Source organism: Pararhizobium mangrovi, from assembly GCF_006516965.1.
GTDB lineage: Bacteria > Pseudomonadota > Alphaproteobacteria > Rhizobiales > Rhizobiaceae > Pararhizobium_B > Pararhizobium_B mangrovi.
In genome coordinates, this window is record NZ_VHLH01000004.1 from 53,099 (window position 1) to 73,538 (window position 20,440).

General features: G+C 64.9%; 13 protein-coding genes. 6 read left to right on the forward strand and 7 right to left on the reverse strand.

From position 1 onward, the window contains the following. Nucleotide 1: 1 nt before the first annotated feature. Nucleotides 2–877: an LpxI family protein gene (locus FJU11_RS03220; RefSeq protein WP_141165585.1), complete on the forward strand. Its 876-nt coding sequence runs from the start codon at nucleotides 2–4 to the stop codon at nucleotides 875–877. Further along, on the forward strand, nucleotides 874–2,082 hold the full coding sequence (locus tag FJU11_RS03225) for a lipid-A-disaccharide synthase (RefSeq protein WP_141165586.1): 1,209 nt from the start codon (nucleotides 874–876) through the stop codon (nucleotides 2,080–2,082). The genes FJU11_RS03220 and FJU11_RS03225 overlap by 4 nt, the downstream gene beginning before the upstream one ends. A gap of 73 nt (nucleotides 2,083–2,155) precedes the next feature. Here the strand turns inward: FJU11_RS03225 and gltA are convergent, their stop codons facing one another. Continuing rightward, nucleotides 2,156–3,448 carry a citrate synthase gene (gene gltA / locus FJU11_RS03230; RefSeq protein ID WP_141165587.1) on the reverse strand — a complete coding sequence of 431 codons (1,293 nt, stop codon included), beginning with the start codon at nucleotides 3,446–3,448 and terminating at the stop codon, nucleotides 2,156–2,158. A 457-nt stretch (nucleotides 3,449–3,905) separates the two neighbouring features. Here gltA and FJU11_RS03235 point away from each other — a divergent pair, with 457 nt between their 5' ends. Continuing rightward, complete coding sequence (locus FJU11_RS03235) at nucleotides 3,906–6,359, forward strand: ComEC/Rec2 family competence protein (RefSeq protein WP_181408022.1); 2,454 nt, start codon at nucleotides 3,906–3,908, stop codon at nucleotides 6,357–6,359. Here the strand turns inward: FJU11_RS03235 and lexA are convergent. From lexA to FJU11_RS03260, 5 genes are all read right to left on the reverse strand, one after another. Beyond that, nucleotides 6,339–7,058 carry a transcriptional repressor LexA gene (gene lexA / locus FJU11_RS03240; protein ID WP_141165589.1) on the reverse strand — a complete coding sequence of 240 codons (720 nt, stop codon included), beginning with the start codon at nucleotides 7,056–7,058 and terminating at the stop codon, nucleotides 6,339–6,341. The two genes, FJU11_RS03235 and lexA, sit on opposite strands and share 21 nt — an antisense overlap. 210 nt (nucleotides 7,059–7,268) lie before the next feature. Next, nucleotides 7,269–8,231, reverse strand: coding sequence for a dihydrodipicolinate synthase family protein (locus FJU11_RS03245; protein ID WP_141165590.1), 963 nt, complete (start codon nucleotides 8,229–8,231; stop codon nucleotides 7,269–7,271). Nucleotides 8,232–8,338: 107 nt separating this feature from the next. Continuing rightward, nucleotides 8,339–9,697: an acetyl-CoA carboxylase biotin carboxylase subunit gene (gene accC / locus FJU11_RS03250; protein WP_141165591.1), complete on the reverse strand. Its 1,359-nt coding sequence runs from the start codon at nucleotides 9,695–9,697 to the stop codon at nucleotides 8,339–8,341. Nucleotides 9,698–9,705: 8 nt separating this feature from the next. Beyond that, a complete protein-coding gene (gene accB, locus FJU11_RS03255; protein ID WP_141165592.1) occupies nucleotides 9,706–10,176 on the reverse strand; it encodes an acetyl-CoA carboxylase biotin carboxyl carrier protein in 471 nt (156 codons plus the stop codon). 270 nt (nucleotides 10,177–10,446) lie between these two features. Further along, on the reverse strand, nucleotides 10,447–11,217 hold the full coding sequence (locus FJU11_RS03260; RefSeq protein ID WP_141165593.1) for a DsbA family protein: 771 nt from the start codon (nucleotides 11,215–11,217) through the stop codon (nucleotides 10,447–10,449). 308 nt (nucleotides 11,218–11,525) lie between these two features. Here FJU11_RS03260 and FJU11_RS03265 point away from each other — a divergent pair, with 308 nt between their 5' ends. Then, on the forward strand, nucleotides 11,526–12,635 hold the full coding sequence (locus tag FJU11_RS03265; protein WP_407946657.1) for a pyridoxal phosphate-dependent aminotransferase: 1,110 nt from the start codon (nucleotides 11,526–11,528) through the stop codon (nucleotides 12,633–12,635). A 198-nt stretch (nucleotides 12,636–12,833) separates the two neighbouring features. Here FJU11_RS03265 and FJU11_RS03270 read toward each other — a convergent pair whose 3' ends face one another. Next, nucleotides 12,834–15,773, reverse strand: coding sequence for a ribonuclease E/G (locus tag FJU11_RS03270; protein ID WP_141165595.1), 2,940 nt, complete (start codon nucleotides 15,771–15,773; stop codon nucleotides 12,834–12,836). A gap of 641 nt (nucleotides 15,774–16,414) precedes the next feature. Between FJU11_RS03270 and FJU11_RS03275 the strand changes: the two genes are divergently transcribed. After that, a complete protein-coding gene (locus tag FJU11_RS03275; protein WP_181408023.1) occupies nucleotides 16,415–17,695 on the forward strand; it encodes an N-acetylmuramoyl-L-alanine amidase in 1,281 nt (426 codons plus the stop codon). Nucleotides 17,696–17,969: 274 nt separating this feature from the next. Further along, the gene (locus tag FJU11_RS03280) at nucleotides 17,970–20,438 is read left to right on the forward strand and encodes a penicillin-binding protein 1A (protein ID WP_141165597.1); all 2,469 of its coding nucleotides are present in this window, start codon (nucleotides 17,970–17,972) and stop codon (nucleotides 20,436–20,438) included. Nucleotides 20,439–20,440 lie beyond the last annotated feature (2 nt).

Below are 20,440 nucleotides of genomic sequence, written 5' to 3' on the forward strand. Positions count from 1 at the left end.
TATGCCGGGAGATCCCGGCACGGACGGTCGTCTGGCCATCGTCGCAGGCAGTGGCCGCCTGCCTCATGACGTCGCGGTGGCCGCGCGCGCCAACGGCGAAAACCCGTTCATCGTCGTCCTGCGGAACGAGGCCGATCGCGACTGGTCGGACTTCGATCACGTGACCATCGGTACAGGCGATTTCGCCGCGCTGCAGGCAGCCTTTCGGCGCGAGCAGATCGGCAGGGTCGTGCTTTCGGGTGGCGTGCGCCGACGCCCGGAACTGCGCGAGATCCGTAGTACGTTCAGCCACCTCCTTCAGGTTCCTCGGGTCGTGCGCATCCTCACCCGTGGCGGTGACGATGCCGTATTGCGCATGGTAATCACGCTGATCGAAGGCGGCGGTTATCGCGTCGTCGCCGCGCAACAGGTCGTGCCCGGCCTGCTTGCCGAAACCGGGCCGCTTACGCAGAAGCGTCCCGGCGCCAGCGAGGAACGGGATATCGCGGCAGCACGCGAGGCCGCATCGCTGCTCGGCCGTCTTGATATCGGCCAGGGCGCCGTTGCCGTCGGCGGCCGGGTCGTGGCACTCGAAGGCGTGGAGGGGACGGACGCGATGCTCGAGCGCGTGGCGTCCCTACGCGCTGCCGGTCGCCTGTCGCAGCGCAGCCGCGGCGTTCTCGTTAAGCTGTGCAAGCCGCAGCAGGACGAGCGCGCCGATCTGCCCTCCATCGGCTTGTCCACGATTGCCGAGGTCGCGGCCGCGGGTCTTGCGGGGATCGCCGTCGAGGCGGGCCGCTCGCTGGTCCTCGATCGGGAGGCGCTAATTGCCGAAGCCGATGCGAAGGGCCTTTTCGTCCTCGGTCTCTCGATGGATGTGCGCGGGAACGACACATGAGTGATGCGGGCGAAGGTCGGAAGCTTCGCAAAGTCGCCATCGTCGCCGGCGAAAGCTCCGGCGACGCGCTTGGCGCAGCGCTGATCGCCGCCCTGCGCAAGCGCGTCGGGGGCGATCTGGAACTGATGGGCGTCGGCGGCGAAGCGATGGAAGCGAAGGGCCTGCGCTCGCTTTTCGACTACCACGTCTTTTCCATCGTCGGCGCCAGTGCGATCGTGACACGCCTTCCGGTGCTACTCCTGCGTATCCGGCAGACGGCCGATGCCATCATCCGCGAGCGACCGGACATGCTCGTCATCATCGACAGTCCGGGCTTTACCCATCGGGTGGCACGACGCGTGCGGCGCCATCTGCCGGACGTTCCGATCATCGACTATGTCTGCCCGACGGTGTGGGCATGGAAACCGCGCCGGGCCGGGCGCATGGTCGCCTATGTCGATCACGTGCTCGCCGTCCTGCCGTTCGAGCCGGAGATCGTCACCGGGCTCGGCGGCCCGCCGATCACCTATGTCGGCCATTCCCTGGTCGAGGAGCCGGCGCTCGTCGAAACCCGCAGAAACCGGTCAACCCTGGACCAGGCTTCCGGCGAACGGACGGGGCAGCCGGTCTTCCTGCTTCTGCCGGGCTCGCGTTTGAGCGAGCTCAAGCGGCACCTGCCGGTCATGCGGGACATGCTCGTGGAACTTGGCGGCCGTTATTCCGCGCCCCGCTTCGTTCTGCCGGCCGTCCGCCGGCACGAGGAACGGATCCGCACCGCGGTTGCGGACTGGCCGGTAAAGCCCGAAGTCGTGGTCGGGCCCGAGCGAAAATGGAAGGCCTTTGCGGAAGCGGACGCGGCGGTCGCAGCTTCCGGCACGGTGCTTCTGGAACTGGCGCTCGCCGGCGTGCCGTGCGTCTCGATCTACAAGCTCGATCCGCTCGCACGCCTGCTCGTATGGCGCATCACGGCGTGGTCGGCGGCCCTGCCGAACATGATCGCCGACTATCCGGTGATCGCGGAATACATGAACGAGACGGTTCGTCCGGGCCGGCTGGCACGTTGGCTCGAGCGGCTTGCCGGCGACACGCTTCAACGCCGGGCGATGATCGAAGGGTTCGCCTGCGTACGAGAACGCATGGAGACGGCCCGTCCGCCGAGCGAACACGCCGCCGATATCGTGCTCGACGTCTTCGCCCAAAAGCAAAAACGCAGCGAAACGCGATAGCGTCCCGCTGCGCTGGCAGGGAAAACGGGTCGGGCGCTCGCGTTCGATCCGATCCGCAAACGCCCGATAAGGCTCAGCCGCGCCGGTCGATCGGCACGAATTCGCGCTTCTCCGCGCCAGTATAGAGCTGCCGGGGACGACCGATCCGCTGGTTCGGATCCTCGATCATCTCCTTCCACTGGGCGATCCAGCCGACCGTACGCGCGACCGCGAAGAGGACGGTGAACATTTCCTGCGGGAAACCGAGCGCCTTGAGCGTGATGCCGGAGTAGAAATCGACGTTCGGATAGAGCTTCTTCTCGATGAAGTACTCGTCCGTCAGCGCGATCTTCTCGAGCTCCAGAGCGACGTTCAAAAGCTCGTCGTCCTCGTTGCCGACTTCCTTCAGCACCTCGTGGCAGGTCTTCTGCATGATCTTGGCGCGCGGATCGTAGTTTTTGTAGACCCGGTGGCCGAAGCCCATGAGGCGGAACGGATCGTTCTTGTCCTTCGCGCGGTCGATGAACTCGGGGATGCGGTCAACGGTGCCGATCTCGGCCAGCATGTTGAGGGCCGCCTCGTTGGCGCCGCCATGGGCGGGGCCCCACAGGCATGCGATGCCGGCGGCGATGCAGGCGAACGGATTGGCGCCGGACGAGCCGGCGAGGCGCACCGTGGACGTGGAAGCATTCTGCTCGTGGTCGGCGTGCAGGATGAAGATCTTGTCCATCGCACGCGCGAGTACCGTGTTCACCTCGTACGCCTCGCAGGGCACGGAAAAGCACATGCGCAAGAAGTTCGAGGCGTAGTCGAGGTCGTTCTTCGGATAAACGAAGGGCTGACCGATATGGTACTTGTAGGCCATCGCCGCGATTGTCGGCATCTTGGCGATCATGCGCAGGCTCGCGATCATGCGCTGACGCGGATCGGTGATGTCGGTAGAGTCGTGATAGAAGGCCGACATGGCGCCGACGACGCCGCACATTACCGCCATGGGATGCGCATCGCGGCGGAAACCGGTGAAGAACCGGTTCATCTGCTCGTGAACCATCGTATGGTTCGTCACGCGATAGTCGAAATCCGCCTTTTCGGCCTTCGTCGGCAGTTCGCCGTAAAGAAGCAGGTAGCAGACTTCGAGGAAGTCGCCGTTGTCGGCGAGCTCGTCGATCGGATAACCGCGATGCAGGAGCATCCCTTCGTCGCCGTCGATGAAGGTGATCTTCGATTCGCACGAGGCGGTCGAGGTATAGCCCGGGTCGAAGGTGAAAGCCCCGGTCTGCTTGTAGAGCTGGTTGATGTCGAAGACATGCGGTCCAAGCGTGCCGGCGCGCGTCGGTAGCTCGATGTCGGTGCCTTCGACGGTCAGTTTCGCATTGTCGTTTGCCATGGTGAGGATCTTCCCGTCGTTTTCCGTCGGGACCGGGACGCTGCTCGGCCGCTCGCTTTATCGGGCAATTTGCTATCCGATTTCACATCGCCTGCCAAGTTCACGAGCATGCGATGCTGCGACGCAATGCAGATCTAGAGCGTTCGATTACCATTTCAATCGGCAGAAAAGCCCGCAATTACGGGGTGCGCACGTACGAAGACATGATTCTCTGCCTCATGGCACCGCGACGATTTCGCAGGTGCTGCCCGTTTTGTGAGCACTGCACCATGGCCTTTATCCTGAGGCCGAACTGCGATCCATCGGCGCGAACCGACCGGCTTTCGCCTGAAAACACCGCCGGTTTCATCGCGAAAGTCTCTCCATACGCCGATCCAGCGTTTGCAGTCGGAGCCGTTCCAGCCGAATGTATCGCGTTCCGGGATCGGGCGGGGAAGGGCGTTCGGGGGCAATGAGCATGCACAACGACCCCACGGCCGACCGCGTCGGCGATCGTTCTCGCATGCGGGCGGCGTCTGCTGGCGCGATGTTCCGGGGCATCGGCGAGATCTCGACGTGGGTCCGGCGCCAGTGCGCCGAGGAGGCGCGCTACGGCCAGCCCTTCCTGTTCCTCCCAGTCTTCGCGGTTTTCGGTGCCGCCGGCATCTTCGCCGCGGCAAGGCCGGTTCCCGTGCTTCCCATCGCGCTCGGCCTTCTCCAGTTCGCGATGCTTGCGCTTTTCGCCCATGCGCGCGGTCGGGCGTGGGCGCCGCTCGTCCTCGCGGTCGCGGCGGTGCTGACGGGCATGCTTGCGGCGAGCGCGCAGATCGAGCGCCGCGGAACGATCCTGCTCGACGGCGAGGTCACCACGCGTCTTCATGGTCTCGTCGTGGCACGCGAGAACGATGCGGACGGGAACTGGCGGTACCTCGTTCGCATCGCCGATACGCACGATCCGACCATCCACCGCCCGCCGCAGACCGTGCGCCTGCTTGCGCGCGGGCGAGCGCCGCCGGTCGAGATCGGCCAGGAAATCAGCGGTCTCGCGCGCCTTATGCCGCCGTCCGGCCCAGTCATGCCCGGCGAGTTCGACTTCGCCTTCAATGCCTACTTCCACGGGATCGGTGCGGTCGGCTTCTTCTACGGTCCGCCGGCCCCGGGCGTCCGCCTGCCTGCCTCCGAACTGACACTCGGACTTCGTTTCCACCGCGCGATGTCGCGGCTTCGCGGAACGATCGACCATCGCATCCGGACCGTCCTGCCGGGAGCAAACGGCGCCTTCGCTTCCGCGCTCGTCACCGCGCACAGGCGTGCCATTCCCGATCACGTGGTCGCAGCGCTCCGCGCGAGCGGCCTGGCGCATATCCTCGCCATTTCCGGGCTCCACATGGCGCTTGTCGCAGGAACGCTCTTCCTTTTCGTAAGGCGTGCGGCATCGCTGATTCCGTCGCTTTCGGAAGCCTTTCCGGTCAAGAAGATCGCGGCCGTCGCCGCGCTCGTCGTCGCCACGGCCTATCTGGTGCTATCCGGTGGGGCGGTCTCGACGATCAGGGCATGGCTGATGCTCGCCATCATGCTTCTCGCCATCTGCTTCGACAGGCCGGCGATCACGCTTCGAAACGTGGCACTCGCCGCAGGCCTGATCGTGCTGACGAACCCGGCGGCGGTCGTCGGACCGAGTTTCCAGATGTCGTTCGCGGCGACCCTTGCGCTGGTCGCCACCTATACGGCATGGCGCGGACCGGCCGGATCGTCTCCAGCCGAAACGGGATCGCGCGGCGTGCGTGTACTGCGCGGGCTCGTGGTCGGTCTTGGCGCGATCGCGCTGACTTCGCTGGTCGCGGGCTTCGCGACGGGCATCTTCGCCGCGTATCATTTCCACCGCGTCGCGCTGCTCGGCGTCATCGGCAACCTCGCGGCGATGCCGCTCGTCACCCTTGTCGTCATGCCGCTCGGGCTCGTCGCGACCCTTGCCATGCCGTTCGGGCTCGATGCGCTCGCCCTGAAGGGGATGGGGCTCGGGCTGACCGGCGTCATCCGGATCGCGGAGACGGTGCAGGCACTTGGCGGCACGGCGGCCACCGGGCGCGTTCCGCCGGCGATCCTGCTTCTCTTCGTCGTCGGGCTGGTGCTCGCGACGCTGCTGCGCTCGCGTTTGCGCCTGCTCGGCATCGTCATGCTCGTCGGCGCCGGCATGCTCGTCGCCTTTCCCGTATGGCGACACGCTCCCGATATCGTCATCGCGGGGGACGGCGGCATGGTGGGGTTGCCGCGCGGACAAACCGTCGCCGTCGATCGCAAACGCCCGCCCGGTTTCATCATGGACCAATGGACCGACGCCCTCGCCGGGCGGAAAGCGAAAACCCCCGTCTTCCTCGAAACTGCAAACCGGCCGGGTAAGCCGGACGGCGAAGGCGAAACGCTGCCGCCGAAAGACGCCGCACGTACCATACGAAAGGTACTGCAGACGGCCGCGTCCGGCACGTTCACGTGCCTGGAGAAGGAATGGTGCGCGACAACGCTCGACAACGGCGCGCGGATCGTCACGCTTCGCGACCCGGCACTTCTCGGTGCCGCGTGCGATCTCGCCGACATCGTGGTGACCGACCGGCCGGTGCGCATGGAGCACTGCCACTCCGGTGCGCTGCTTTATACCGCACGCACCCTGCGGCACTCGGGCGCCGTGACGCTTTCGCTTACGCGGCTTTTACCGTCATCGAACGGGGAGGGTCTCAAGCGTAATGCCAAGAGCGGCCCCGTCCATGGAGCGACCCGCTGGAGCGCAGCAAGCTACCGGGTCATCGAGCATACCGCGCTTGGCGGGATCGTTCGCGCATGGACCCGGCAACGCTATTACGACTGGCGTACGGCGCGCTTCGATTTTGCGCATGTGCCGCCGAGAACGAGGCGACTAATGATAGCGACGGATTAGACCGACGAGCCGTCCCTGGATCTTGATGCGGTCCGGACCGAAGATACGTGTCTCGTAAGCGGGATTGGCGGCTTCGAGGGCGATCGATGCGCCCTTGCGGCGGAAGCGCTTGAGCGTCGCTTCCTCCTCGTCGACGAGGGCGACGACGATATCGCCGGGATTGGCCGTGGAGGCGTTGCGGATCACCACCGTATCGCCATCCAGAATGCCGGCCTCGATCATCGAATCGCCCTTCACCTCGAGCGCGTAATGCTCGCCATTGCCAAGCATCTCGGCCGGAACGGAAATCGCGTGCGTATTGTTCTGGATCGCGGAGATCGGCACGCCGGCCGCGATTCGGCCCATGACGGGCACTTCGTTGGAAGCGGGGGCAGCGGGTGCCGCATCGCGACGAACTGGAAGGTTCGAAGATGCGGTTTCCTTGCCGAGGCTGCCCTCAATGACGCTTGGCGAAAAGCCACGCCGGGGCGATGCGCCGCCTTGCATATCGGGCAGCTTCAGCACTTCCAGTGCCCGCGCGCGATTGGGAAGGCGGCGAATGAAGCCGCGCTCCTCGAGCGCCGTGATCAACCGGTGGATACCCGATTTCGAGGCGAGGTTCAGCGCCTCCTTCATCTCGTCGAAAGAGGGGGGAATGCCGCTTTCCTTCATTCGCTCGTGAATGAAGAACAACAACTCGTGCTGCTTGCGTGTCAACATGCCGCTCTCCGGCGCAACGAAACAAAGACAGAACAGAATTAACCGTTCTATTTGTGTTCCGCAAGGCTTAATGCAGCGTTAAGCGCGCGTTCGGGACGGCACAGAGCTAGAGAATGAGGCTCAAAACATCGATTTCGGGATAAGTCGACCTCGAAAAGGGCTGCCGGGCACGATGAATGTCGTTGACCGATCGGCGTGATTCGCCGCTCGTCAGCCAGCGCGCATGTCGTGCCTTGCGAGCCGCGCCAGCAGATAGTCGATATCGGCGAGCGTCTCAGGCGAAAGCGCGGGCGCCGGCGCGCGCAGCGTCTCGTGGGCGATCGCGCCGCGGCGCGCGAGCACGTGCTTTCGAACGGCGAGCCCGACCACCGGCTGCTGCTCGTAGCGCAGGAGCGGCAGGTGCGTGTCGTAGATGTCCTGCGCAGCCTCCCGATTTCCGTTGCGGTAGTTGCGGACGACGTCGACCAGCATTTCTGGGAACGCGTAGCCCGTCATCGCGCCGTCGGCGCCACGTGCCATCTCGAAATCGAGGAAGAGCGCGCCGTTACCGCACAGGATCGCCGTGCGGCGCATCTCGCCGGCATTCTGCCAGGCGCGGATCGTGGTGATCTTGTCGAGCCCGGGCCAGTCCTCGTGCTTGAGCATGACGCAGGACGGACATTCCTCGACGATACGCCGGATGACGATGGGCGACATGACGAGCCCGGTCGCAGTCGGATGGTCCTGTAGAACGAAGGGAACGTCCGGCCCCAGCGTCTCGCTCACCGTGCGTGCATAGCCGACGATCTGGTCGTCCGTGCGAAGGGTCGAAGGCGGGGTGAACATGACGCCGGCAGCACCCGCCGCCATCGCCTCGCCGGCAAGGCGTTCGAGCGCGCGAAGGTTCGGCGACGAAACGCCGACCACGACGGGTCGTCCGGAAAAGCGAGCGATGACGCCACGAACGAGCGTCAACGCCTCTTCCGGCAACAGCTTGTTCGCTTCGCCCATGATGCCGAGCACCGTCATGCCGTCGACACCGGCTTCCGCGTAGAAGTCGCACATCATGGAGACGGACGCTTCGTCGAGCGCGCCATCCGGAAGGAACGGCGTCGGTGCAATGGCGAAGACGCCGTGCGTACGGCTCGTCAGCTCAGCGGTCGGAGCTTGCGCATTTTCCTTCGAAGTCGGCATGGCAGATCGCCCTCGATTGGCCGCGAACCGGAACCGGTCGGCGGAACGCCGTCCCGTTCCCGACGGCTGGTGATCCTCGAACGCGCTCCGCCCCGCCGAAAGTCTATTCAGGCCTGCGGAACGGGCGGGCTCTCCTCGAGGAAATGCTCGAGCCAGTGAATGTCGTAATTGCCGTCGGCGATGTCGTGATTCGCCAGGAGTTCGCTGAAGAGCGGGATCGTCGTCTTGATCCCGTCGATCACGAATTCGTCCAGCGCGCGACGCAGGCGCATCATCGCTTCCATGCGCGTGCGGCCGTGCACGATGAGCTTGCCGATCAGGCTGTCGTAATAGGGCGGGATCGAATAGCCCTGATAGACCCCGGAATCGACGCGAACGCCGAGCCCGCCCGGCGTGTGGTAGTGCGTGATGCGGCCGGGCGAGGGCACGAAGGTGCGCGGATCTTCCGCGTTGATGCGGCATTCGATGGCGTGGCCCATGAAGCGCACTTCTTCCTGCGTGCACGAAAGGCCGGCGCCGGACGCCACCCGGATCTGCTCGTGGACGAGATCGATGCCCGTCACCGCCTCGGTGACGGGATGCTCGACCTGCAGACGGGTGTTCATCTCGATGAAGTAGAAATTGCCGTCTTCGTAGAGGAACTCGATCGTGCCGGCCCCGCGATAGCCGAGCTTGCGCATGGCCGCAGCGCAGGTTTCGCCGATCTCCAGGCGCTGGTCGGGGTCGAGTGCCGGCGAGTTGGCCTCTTCCCAGATCTTCTGATGCCGGCGCTGGAGCGAACAGTCGCGCTCCCCAAGATGGATGGCGGCACCTTCGCCGTCGCCCATGATCTGGATTTCGATATGGCGTGGCTTGGCGAGATATTTCTCGATATAGACCTCGTCGTTGCCGAAGGAGGACAGTGCCTCGCTGCGCGCGGTCGAAAGCGCCATCGACAGGTCGTCGGGGCCGCGTGCGACCTTCATGCCACGCCCGCCGCCGCCGGCGGTCGCCTTGATGAGCACCGGATAGCCGATCTCCTCGGCGATCGCGGCGGCTTCCTCGTCGGTCGAGACGCCGCCTTCGGAACCGGGAACCACCGGAATGCCGAGTTCGGCCGCCGTCTTCTTGGCCGTGATCTTGTCGCCCATCATGCGGATGTGCTCGGCCGTGGGGCCGATGAAGGTCAGGCCGTGCGCTTCCAGGATCTCCGCGAACTTGGCGTTTTCGGAAAGGAAACCGTAGCCCGGATGAATGGCGTCCGCGCCGGTGATCTCGCAGGCCGATACGATCTCGTGGATGTTGAGATAGCTCTCGCGCGAAGGGGCCGGGCCGATGCAAACGCTCTCGTCGGCCAGGCGAACATGCATGGCATTGTGATCGGCCGTGGAATGGACGGCAACCGTCGGGATGCCGAGTTCCTTGCAGGCGCGAAGCACGCGAAGCGCGATCTCGCCGCGATTGGCTATGAGGATTTTCTGAAACATTGCCGCGCCTATTCGAGGACGATCAGCGGTTCACCGTACTCGACCGGCTGTCCGTCCTCGACGAGAATCTCGACCACCTTTCCGCCTTGCGGGGAAGGGATCTGGTTCATCGTCTTCATCGCCTCGACGATCATGACCGTCTGGCCTTCGCGGATCGTCTGGCCGACCTCGACGAAGGGCCGTGCGCCGGGGGAAGCCGCGAGATACGCCGTGCCGACCATCGGCGAGTTCACGGTGTTGGCAGGCACGGGCGCCGGCGTATCGGCGGCCGCCTCGGTCGCCGCCAGAGCGGGCGGCGAGACCGGCATCGCACCGGGCATCGCGGCGGTCGCCTGAACGGTCTGGACCGTGCCGTTTCGGGAGACGCGAATGCGCAGTTCTTCCTGCTCGATCTCGATTTCCGTCAGATCGGTCTCGGTGAGAATGTTGGCGAGATCTCGAATGAGTTGCTGATCGACGCCGTTCTTCTTGATGGCCATCGGGTTTACCCCTTTATTCCTTATGTCCGTCGATGCCGCGCGCCCAGCGCCGGCGGCATCGCGGTCACGATATCCGTACGGATCGACGCCGGCTGCGGTCGACCACGACCAAGCCCGGCACGCGACGGATCCCGTTTCCGGAATCGCCGTTACCGACCCTCGGTGCGTGGTATAAGCAAGTCATTTCCGGGATGAAAGGACTCTTTTCGCCCCGTACGCTGCGCCATTCACGGTAAACGGAGCGTTAACGCCGGATGTTGCCCGTTTTCATCACGAGCACGTCGTGCTTCCGCATGCGCGTACGTTGCCGATCGCCTTGCGCAGGGCGTCGGCACCGATCACGCCGGAGACCGCCATGTCGCCCACGACGTAGGCCGGCGTGCCAGTCAGGTTCAGCTTGTCGGCGAGCGCGTATGTCTGGCGAATGCGCGCGCCGATCTTCGGATCCTTCATCTTCGCTTCGAGCTGCTTGGGATCGACGCCGAGATCGGCGGCGATCTTCTCCGCGCGTTCGGCATCGGCAGAGCCCTTGATCGCCATCAGGCGGTCGTGAAAGGTCTTGAACTTGTTCGGCGCAAGCATCTCGAACGCCATGCTCGCCCGGCTCGCCGCCATCGAATCGTCGCCCAGAATCGGGAATTCCTTCAGCACGTAGCGAAGGCCCTTCTCGTTGGCGACGATCGTCTTCATGTCGGAAACGGCCGCCCGGCAATACGGGCAGTTGTAGTCGTAGAACTCGACGAGGGTAACGGAGCCGTCGGGATCGCCGAGCACGAGGTCGCCGGGCGCGTAATAAAGCGCCTGCCGGTTGTCGGCGATGACCTTGGCGACCTTCTTCTGCGCGGCCTGCTGCTGCTTGGCCTGAAGCGCATCCTGCGCGTCGAGAAGCACTTCCGGATGCTGCACGAGATAATCGTGCACGAACTGGCCGAGCTGTTCCTTGTTCGACGGATCGAAGCCGGACGAATCCGAAGCGAGCGCGTTTCCGGCGAGGGTAAGGGCGGCGAGGGTGAGGGCGGCGAGGCGTCGGATGCGCTTCATGCGGGGCACGGCATTCCTCCATGTTGCTTGCGGCTTGCGCCTTGCAGGCTCTTATGTCGAGCCTCGCATACTGCGCCGGACGCGGCATGTCATCCGTCGGCCGTCCGCGCACCGACGGGCGACACCGCGACGCGACGGCATCATCTCGCTCTCCGTCGCGCTTTGAAACGACCGATGGGTGCGCAATCCGGCGTCTGACGCCATTGTGAATGCGAACGGGGTCTGCATGATGTCGGCGAAACGAAAAACGCGGGAGATCAAGCGTGATTCATCCTTCCTCGCGCAGCATCGTCGAGCCTTTCCGGGCGATGGACGTGCTCGCGCGCGCGAATCAGCGAGCGGCCGCCGGCAGGCCCGTCATCTCGATGGCCGTCGGCCAGCCGGCCCATCCTGCGCCGCTGACGGCACGGCGCGCGGCGCAGCTCGCGCTCGAGGCGGGCAAAATCGGCTATACGGACGCATTCGGACGCGCCGACCTGAAGGCGGCGATCGCTGCGTATTACCTCGGACGCCACGGCGTGGAGGTCGCACCGGACCGGATTGCGGTCACCACCGGTTCGTCGGCCGGCTTCAATCTCGCCTTCCTTTCGATGTTCAATCCCGGCGATCGCATCGCGATCACGCGGCCGGGCTACCCCGCCTATCGCAACATCCTTGCCGCACTGGAACTCGAAGCGGTCGAGATTCCCGTCAACGAGAATAGCGATTTCACGCTGCGCCCGGACCTTCTGGAAGCCGAACAACGCCGGATCGGGCGGATCGCCGGCGTGCTGCTCGCAAGCCCCGCCAATCCGACGGGCACCGTGACCGGTCGCGACGCGCTCGAAGCGCTGGCCGGCTACTGCTCCTCCAACGACATCGCCTTCATTTCGGACGAGATCTATCACGGCCTGACATTCGCCGGCGAAGAGACGAGCGCCCTCGAACTGACCGACGAGGCGATCGTCGTGAATTCGTTTTCGAAATACTATTGCATGACCGGCTGGCGCATCGGCTGGATGGTCCTGCCGGAAACCCTGATCCGGCCGATGGAGCGTGTCGCGCAGAGCCTTTATATCTGCGCGCCCGAACTCTCGCAGATCGCCGCGATGGCCGCCTTCGACGGGACGGACGAACTCGACGCCGTGCGCGCCGGCTACGCCAAGAACCGGGCGCTGCTCTCCGAACGCCTGCCGGCGATCGGCCTCGAGATCGCGTCGCCGATGGACGGCGCCTTCTACGCCTACGCGGACATCACCCGGTACGCCGACGACAGCCTGGCATTCGCCGAACGCATGCTGGAGGCGATCGACGTCGCCGCGACGCCCGGCCTCGATTTCGATCTCGTCGACGGATGCGGCACCATGCGCTTTTCCTATGCCGGCGCGACCGAGGACATGGCGGAAGCGCTCGACCGCATGGAACGCTGGCTGACGTAGCGCGACAGGCTCTTCGTTCGAAACGCCGACGATGTTTTTCTTGGGCGGCACTGAATAAGCGGCGCCAGACGCATTGCGCCCCCGTCCGCACAAAGAAACGGCCGCGTCGGATGGAATCCGACGCGGCCGTTCTTTTCGGGATATTCCGGTTCGTGCCGCGCTCAGGAGCGACGCACGTCCGGCATCAACGGAAACCGTCTAGAGGAAGCCACGGCGTTGCCACCAGCCCATGCGTTTGCGCTTAGGCTTTTCGGCTTTGGTATCGGTTTCCGCCTCGGAGGAGGTGACGACCGGCTCGCTGCCGAAGGGTTCGTCCGTGGTCTGCTGGCGAGCCGCTTCCGTCGCATTTTCCTCGACCGGGGACGCATCCCCGTCTGCCGGTTCGTCGTTCGCATCGGTCGCGACGATAGGCCCAGGCGTCGGTGTCTCCTCGGCGACGTTCGCTTCCGGCGCCGAGACGGCGGGTTCGACGGCATCGGCTTCGACAGGGGGCGTCTCGCTTTCCGCGTCGTCCTTGCGCCGACGCCTGGAGCGGCGCGGCTTCTTCTTTTCACCCGGCTCTTCCGGCGTTTGCGCGGCGGCCGCGTTCTGGTCGTCGTCGGCCGGCGAATTCGCCCCCGCTTCCGGCTCGCTCGCTACCGGCTGTTCGGCGTCCGGCGTCGAACCCTCGTCGGCCTCGTGATCGTCGGACGACGATTCGTCGGAAGCACCCGATTCCTGATCCGAAGCGCGCTTGCGGCGTCCGCCGCGCTTGCCGCGACGGCGGCGCTTGCGCTGGCGCTGGGCGTCATCGTCGTCGTCCTCGCCATCGTGGGCTTCGGCTTCACCGCCGTCTTCGCCCGAAGCTTCGGCCGTCTCCGATGCATCGTTATGGTCGTCGGAACCGCGTCCGCCACGCCGGCGCCGGCGGCGCTTGCGCTTGGAGCCGTCCTCGCCGTTCGCCGTGTCGGGCGTCTCCTCGATCTCGTCGATCGCCGCTTCGTCGGCTTCCGCCTCCGCTTCGGCGGCTTCCTCGATCTCGATCGCGAGGTTCTCGATGCGTACGGGCTCGGGCACCGGCTCGCCGCGATCGATCTCGAAATGCTGGGTGGTCACGTTCTCGTCCGCCTCGATGGCGATCGAAAGGCCGAAGCGACGCTCGAACTCGACGATCGTCTCCCGTTTCTGGTTGAGCAGGTAGAGCGCGGTCTCGGGCAGGGCGCGCACGGTGATGTCGTGCGTCGTGTTCTTGAGGAGATAATCCTCGATACCGCGGATGCAGTAGAGCGCGACGGACGACTTCGAACGTACGTGACCGGTGCCGTTGCACACCTCGCAGACCTGCGTCGTGCTTTCGAGCACGCTCGCGCGGATGCGCTGGCGCGACATTTCGAGAAGGCCGAAATGCGAGATGCGGCCGACCTGAATACGAGCGCGGTCGTTCTTCAGGCAGTCCTTCATCTTCTTTTCGACGGTGCGGTTGTTCTTCTTCTCCTCCATGTCGATGAAGTCGATGACGATCAGACCCGCAAGGTCGCGCAGACGAAGCTGGCGCGCGATCTCCTCGGCGGCCTCGAGGTTCGTCTGATACGCCGTCTCCTCGATCGAGTGTTCCTTCGTGGAACGCCCGGAGTTGACGTCGATGGCGACGAGCGCCTCCGTCTGGTTGATGATGACGTAGCCGCCGGATTTCAGCGTGACCTGCGGCTGCAGCATCCGGTCGAGCTGCCCCTCGATGCCCGAGCGCGCATAGATCGGATGAATGTCGCGATAGGGTTGCACGACCTTGGCATGGCTCGGCATGAGCATGCGCATGAAGGCCTTGGCTTCGCGATACCCTTCGTCGCCGGAAACGACGATCTCGTTGATGTCCTTGTTATAGAGATCGCGGATCGAACGCTTGATCAGGCTGCCTTCCTCGTAGACGAGGGTCGGTGCCTTGGAGGTCAGCGTGCGGTTGCGCACGTTCTCCCACAACCGCATCAGATACTCGAAGTCGCGCTTGATCTCCGCCTTGGTGCGGTTGGCGCCGGCGGTGCGCAGGATGACGCCCATACCCTGCGGTACGTCGAGCTCGTGCGCGATCTCGCGAAGCCGCTTGCGATCGGTAACGTTGGTGATCTTGCGCGAGATACCGCCGCCGCGCGCCGTGTTCGGCATCAGCACTGAATAGCGCCCGGCAAGCGAAAGATAGGTGGTCAGCGCCGCGCCCTTGTTGCCGCGCTCTTCCTTGACGACCTGCACCAGCAGGATCTGCCGACGCTTGATGACTTCCTGGATGCGGTACTGCTTGCGCGGCTTGGCTCGCTGCGAGCGCTCGGGCAGTTCCTCGAGGGCGTCCTCGGCACCGACCGACTCGACCTTCGTGCCGTCGCCGTTCGTCTCGTCCTCGCCGTTGTGATCGTCGTTCCGGCGCGCCGAGGACCTGCCGTTGCGCCGTCCGCGACGCGAGGAACGATCGTCGTCCTCGCTTTCGATCTCTTCGGAAACGCTGTCCGTCTCGACCGCCGCCAGCATCTCGTCGGGGCCGGACTTGTCCTCGTCGGGCGAGGGCTCGTCGACGTGGTTTTCGACCTCGGCCGGCGTCTCGTCATCCGCACCGGCAACGTCGTGCGCGGCGACGGCTTCGTCGCCGTTGGGCGCGGCCTCGTCCGATGCCGTGCTCGGCTCCTGAGACGCGACGTCTTCCGCCGGCGTTTCGGCGTCGGTGCCGGCATTGCCGTCGTCGGCCGTTTCCGCTTCGGCATCGGCCGTCTTCTTGCGGCTGCGGCTGCGGCGCGGCTTGCTCTTGGACGAAGAAGAGCGGGCCTTCTTGGTCTCCGCCTCCTCGGAATCGCGTTCGCCGTTTTCGCTTTCGGCCTGCTCGCGCTCGGCTTCCGCCTCTGCCTGAAGCAGGGCCTGACGGTCGGCAAGCGGGATCTGGTAGTAGTCCGGATGGATTTCGGAGAAGGCGAGGAAGCCGTGCCGGTTTCCGCCGTATTCGACGAACGCGGCCTGCAGCGAGGGTTCGACCCGCGTGACCTTGGCCAGGTAGATGTTTCCGCGCAGCTGCTTCTTGTGCTGCGACTCGAAATCGAATTCCTCTATGCGGTTTCCGCGAACGACGACGACGCGTGTCTCTTCCTCGTGAGACGCGTCGATAAGCATTTTTTCTGCCATGAAGGGGATGCTCCTCGGCACGCGATCGCGCTTTGCCCGGCTTCGGCCCGCAAGGGGCCGCCGGGCGAATGCGACGAAGGGGTGCCGGATCGATGGGCTTCCGTCCGATTCAGCCGCGTTGCGGGACGATCCGAACCATACGACGTGGCGCGAACGGTGCGCGCATCAGTCGGGATATCCGTCGTTGCAACCAACACTGTCAAACGAGAAGCCAGTACAAACAGGACTGCGAGAGTCCGTGGGGAAATCGGGTGCTTGAAGATGGAAAGGCGGCACGCAGCCGCAAAGCCGATCAGGCATACCCGACGAATCAATCGTTTTACGTACGAGATCGGGACCCATGCCAATGCTGGATGAAGCCTTGGTCCGGCGCCCGGCAGTTAAACCGTCGGCGGCCCAGGACTGGCGTTTCTATCCCGCCAATGCATCCTTTTCTCACTTTCGCTTTTATGGTCGAAGCACACGCGTTGCAAGGGAAAAGACGCGGAATACTTCTACGCCGGCCGGGACGGCGTGCATGAGATCGCCGTATTCGAACGGCAGGCATGGCATCGGTTCGCCTTCGCGCAGTGCGCTTGTCGCCGGCCGCTCACGGTGCGAATGCTGCGAACCGATCGCGGATGGGAAGACGAAGGACGACGATGGCCTCACGAACGGCTGAAACGCTGAATGCGCTGCGACGGACCTTCGTCGGCAAGGATCGTCGGAACGGCCGGGCCGGACGAGGGCTCGTCGCCGTCACGCTCTTCACCCTCCTTGCGTACATGACGGGTATCGGTATCGAGCCGGCACATGCGGACGATCGCTGCCTCGCCTTTTCCGCTAGTCTCGCAGGCGACGCGAAGCAGGTGAAGCTCGTCCTCGACTTCGACTGCAAGCCGGACGTCGCGATCCACTACGTCGACAAGCCGCGGCGCATCCTCGTCGACTTTTCCGACACCGTCCTCGGCTTTCCGGAGAAGTCGCTCGTGCCGACCGGTCTCGTCACGCGTCTGCGGGCCGGTGCCATGGGGCCGCATCGTGCCCGCATCGTGCTGCAGACGGACGAACCCGCACGCGCGCACCTCGAATCGGTGAAGGCGAACGGCGGCGGTGCCGGCTACCGCGCGACATTCGACGTGACGCCGGTCTCCGCGTCGCAGTTTTCCGATCTGCTTTCCTCCCAGAACTGGAGGGAAGCCGAAACCGGCGGGGTGGACGCGGCGAAGGGCAAGACGACCAGCGGCAACGCAAGCGCCTTCACCGTGGTGATCGATCCCGGCCATGGCGGCATCGACGGCGGTGCCGTCGGTGTCGACGAGACGGCGGAGAAGACGGTGACGCTCGCTTTCGCGAAGAAGCTCGCCGCCGATCTCGGCGGGCATGATCTGCACGTCGTTCTCACGCGTGACGACGACACCTTCGTCAGCCTGGCAGACCGGGTGAAGATCGCGCGGGAAAACGACGCGGACCTTTTCGTCTCGATCCATGCCGATTCCATATCCGTGAAGTCGCTTCGTGGCGCGACGGTCTACACGCTGTCCGACAACGCCTCCGACCGCCTCGCCAATCAGATCGCCCAGAGCGAGAACCGCGCCGATGCGGTGGCCGGCCTCAAGGTCGGTTCGGAGCCGAAGGCGGTCGCCGGTATTCTCGCCGATCTCACGCGACGCGAGACGCGCCGCTTTTCGGGACGGCTTTCCGACAGCGTGATTTCCGCCTTCACCGGCGACGTCGACCTCATCAACAACCCGCAGCGCCATGCCGGCTTCCGCGTGCTCGAAGCGCCGGACGTGCCGTCGGTCCTGGTCGAACTCGGCTTCCTCTCGAACCCGGACGACGAAAAGCAACTCATTGATCCGCAATGGCGGGCGAAGGTGGCGGGGCTGATGACCAAGGCGATCCTCGCCTATCGCGACAAGGTGAGCCCGGAAAGCCGATGAACGCCAAGCGTTTCCCATCGCCGCGTTCCGAAAAGCGCTGCCTCGGCACGGGCTGTGTTTCACCATGTTGCGGGGAGCCTTCGAAGAAGGCTTCCTTCGGCCATGCAAACCCACTAGACAGCGGCGAGCCGAGGGGGCGAAACTCGCGGTGCGTCGTTGCGGCGCGCACATCGTACGGAAGCATGCGATACGAAAGCACGCTATACACAAGCGCCTCGGCGGCCGGCGGAACAGGCCGCGGCGCGTGCGGCGTCGGGCGCATGGCAGGGCAGGCATGATCAGGTTCATCGGCTATCTCTTCGCCGTCGGCGCGCTCGCCTTCTTCGTCGTTGCGGGCGGGCTCGCGATCTACGTCCAGAACGTCACGGACGACCTTCCCGACTATACGGTGCTTGCCAATTACGAGCCGCCCGTCGCGACCCGACTGCACGCGGCAGACGGAGAGCTGATGGCCGAATACGCCCATCAGCGCCGGCTCTACCTGCCGATCCAGGCAATTCCCGACCGCGTGAAGGCCGCCTTCATTTCGGCCGAGGACAAGAACTTCTATTCGCATCCCGGCATCGATCCCGCCGGCATCCTGCGAGCGATGGCCACCAATGTCGAAAACCTCGGCAGGGATCGCCGCCTCGTCGGTGCATCGACGATCACCCAGCAGGTGGCCAAGAACTTCCTTCTGAGTTCCGACCAGACCTTCGCGCGCAAGATCCGCGAAGCGGTGCTTTCGATGCGCATCGAGCATGCCTACAGCAAGAACCGCATCCTGGAACTCTATCTGAACGAGATCTATTTCGGCCACAGGGCCTACGGCATCGCCGGCGCGGCGCTGACCTACTTCAACAAGTCCGTCAGCGCGCTGACGGTGCCGGAGATGGCCTATCTCGCCGGTATCGTGAAGGGTCCGGCGAACTACGATCCCTTCGAGGATACCCGCCAGGCGATCGACCGGCGCAACTACGTCATCGATCGGATGGCGGAGAACGGCTATCTGAGCACGAAGGAAGCGGCGACGGCCAAGAAGCAGCCGCTCGGCGTGAAGTTCCAGCATCCGGGCTCGTACTTGCCGGTCGCCGACTACTTCACCTCCGCCGTTCGCAAGGACATCATCGACCGCTACGGCCGCAAGGCCCTCTACGAGGGCGGGCTTTCCGTGCGCACCACGCTCGATCCCAATCTGCAGCGCATGGCCCGTGCGGCGCTGCGCAAGGGGCTGGAAGCATACGACCAGCGCCAGGGCTACCGCGGACCCGTCAAGACCATCGACCTCGGCGACGACTGGGGAAAGGCGCTCCACGCGGTCAAGGGACTGAACGACGTTCCCGAGTGGCGCCTCGCCGTCGTGCTCGACGCCAGTACCAGCGGCGTGAAGATCGGCCTGGAGCCCGGAACGACGGCAGCCGGAAAGGCCGACGACGAGCGACGGACCGGCACGATCCGTCCGCAGGACATGAAATGGGCGTATCATGTGGTCTCGAAGGGTCACCGGCGCAACGCCAACTCGCCCGACGACGTGCTTTCGAAGGGCGACGTCGTCTATGTCGAGCCGGAAAAGGGCGACGACGGGACGATCCGATACGCGCTGCGCCAGCCGCCGAAGGTGCAGGGCGGGCTCGTGGCGATGGATCCGCACACGGGGCGCGTGCTGGCCCTCGTCGGCGGCTTTTCCTACGACCAGAGCCAGTTCAACCGGGCGACGCAGGCCGAGCGCCAGCCGGGTTCCTCCTTCAAGCCGATCGTCTACGCCGCGGCCCTCGACAATGGCTATAGCCCGTCGACGCTCGTTCTCGACGCGCCCATCGACGTGCGCACGGTGAGCGGACAGCTCTGGCAGCCGAAGAACTACGCCAACGAACAGGCCGGACCGGCGACGCTGCGTTTCGGCCTCGTGCATTCGCGGAACCTCATGACGGTGCGCCTTGCCCGCGACATGGGCATGAAGCTCGTCTCGCAATACGCGGAGAATTTCGGCGTCTACGATCACCTGCCGCCACTCCTGCCGAATTCTCTCGGCTCCAGCGAGACGACGGTGCTCAGGATGGTCTCGGCCTATTCCGTCTTCGCGAACGGCGGACGGCAGATCCATCCCTCGATGATCGACCGCGTGCAGGATCGCTACGGGCGGACGATCTACAAGCACGACCAGCGCATCTGCGAAGGGTGCGACGCGAAGGACTGGCACGGGCAGAACGAGCCGAAGATCGTCGACAAGCGCGAGCAGGTGCTCGACCCGATGACCGCCTACCAGATCACCTCGATCCTCGAAGGCGTCGTCCAGCGCGGTACCGCCTCGCACGGCGTGCACATGGACCGGCCGGTCGCCGGCAAGACCGGCACGACCAACGACGAGAAGGACGCCTGGTTCGTGGGCTACACGCCGGATCTCGTCACCGGCGTCTATATCGGCTACGACCAGCCAAAACCGATGGGCCACGGCGCAACCGGCGGCGCGCTCGCCGCTCCGGTCTTCAACACCTTCATGAACAATGCGCTGAAGGGCACCAAGCCGCAGGACTTCCACGAGCCGCAGGGCCTGCTCGCCATGCGGATCGATCGCAAGACCGGCATGGCGCCAACGCCCGGCGACCAGAACGTCATGACCGAGTTCTTCAAGCCCGGCACCGGTCCTTCTCAGACCTACTCGGTGATCGGCATGGGCGACGGCATGGCGAGCGGCGCGCAGATCACCGACGTCTCGCCCCAGGCCGAGCGCGCGATCTCGAGCGGCTCCGGCGGCCTCTACTGAAC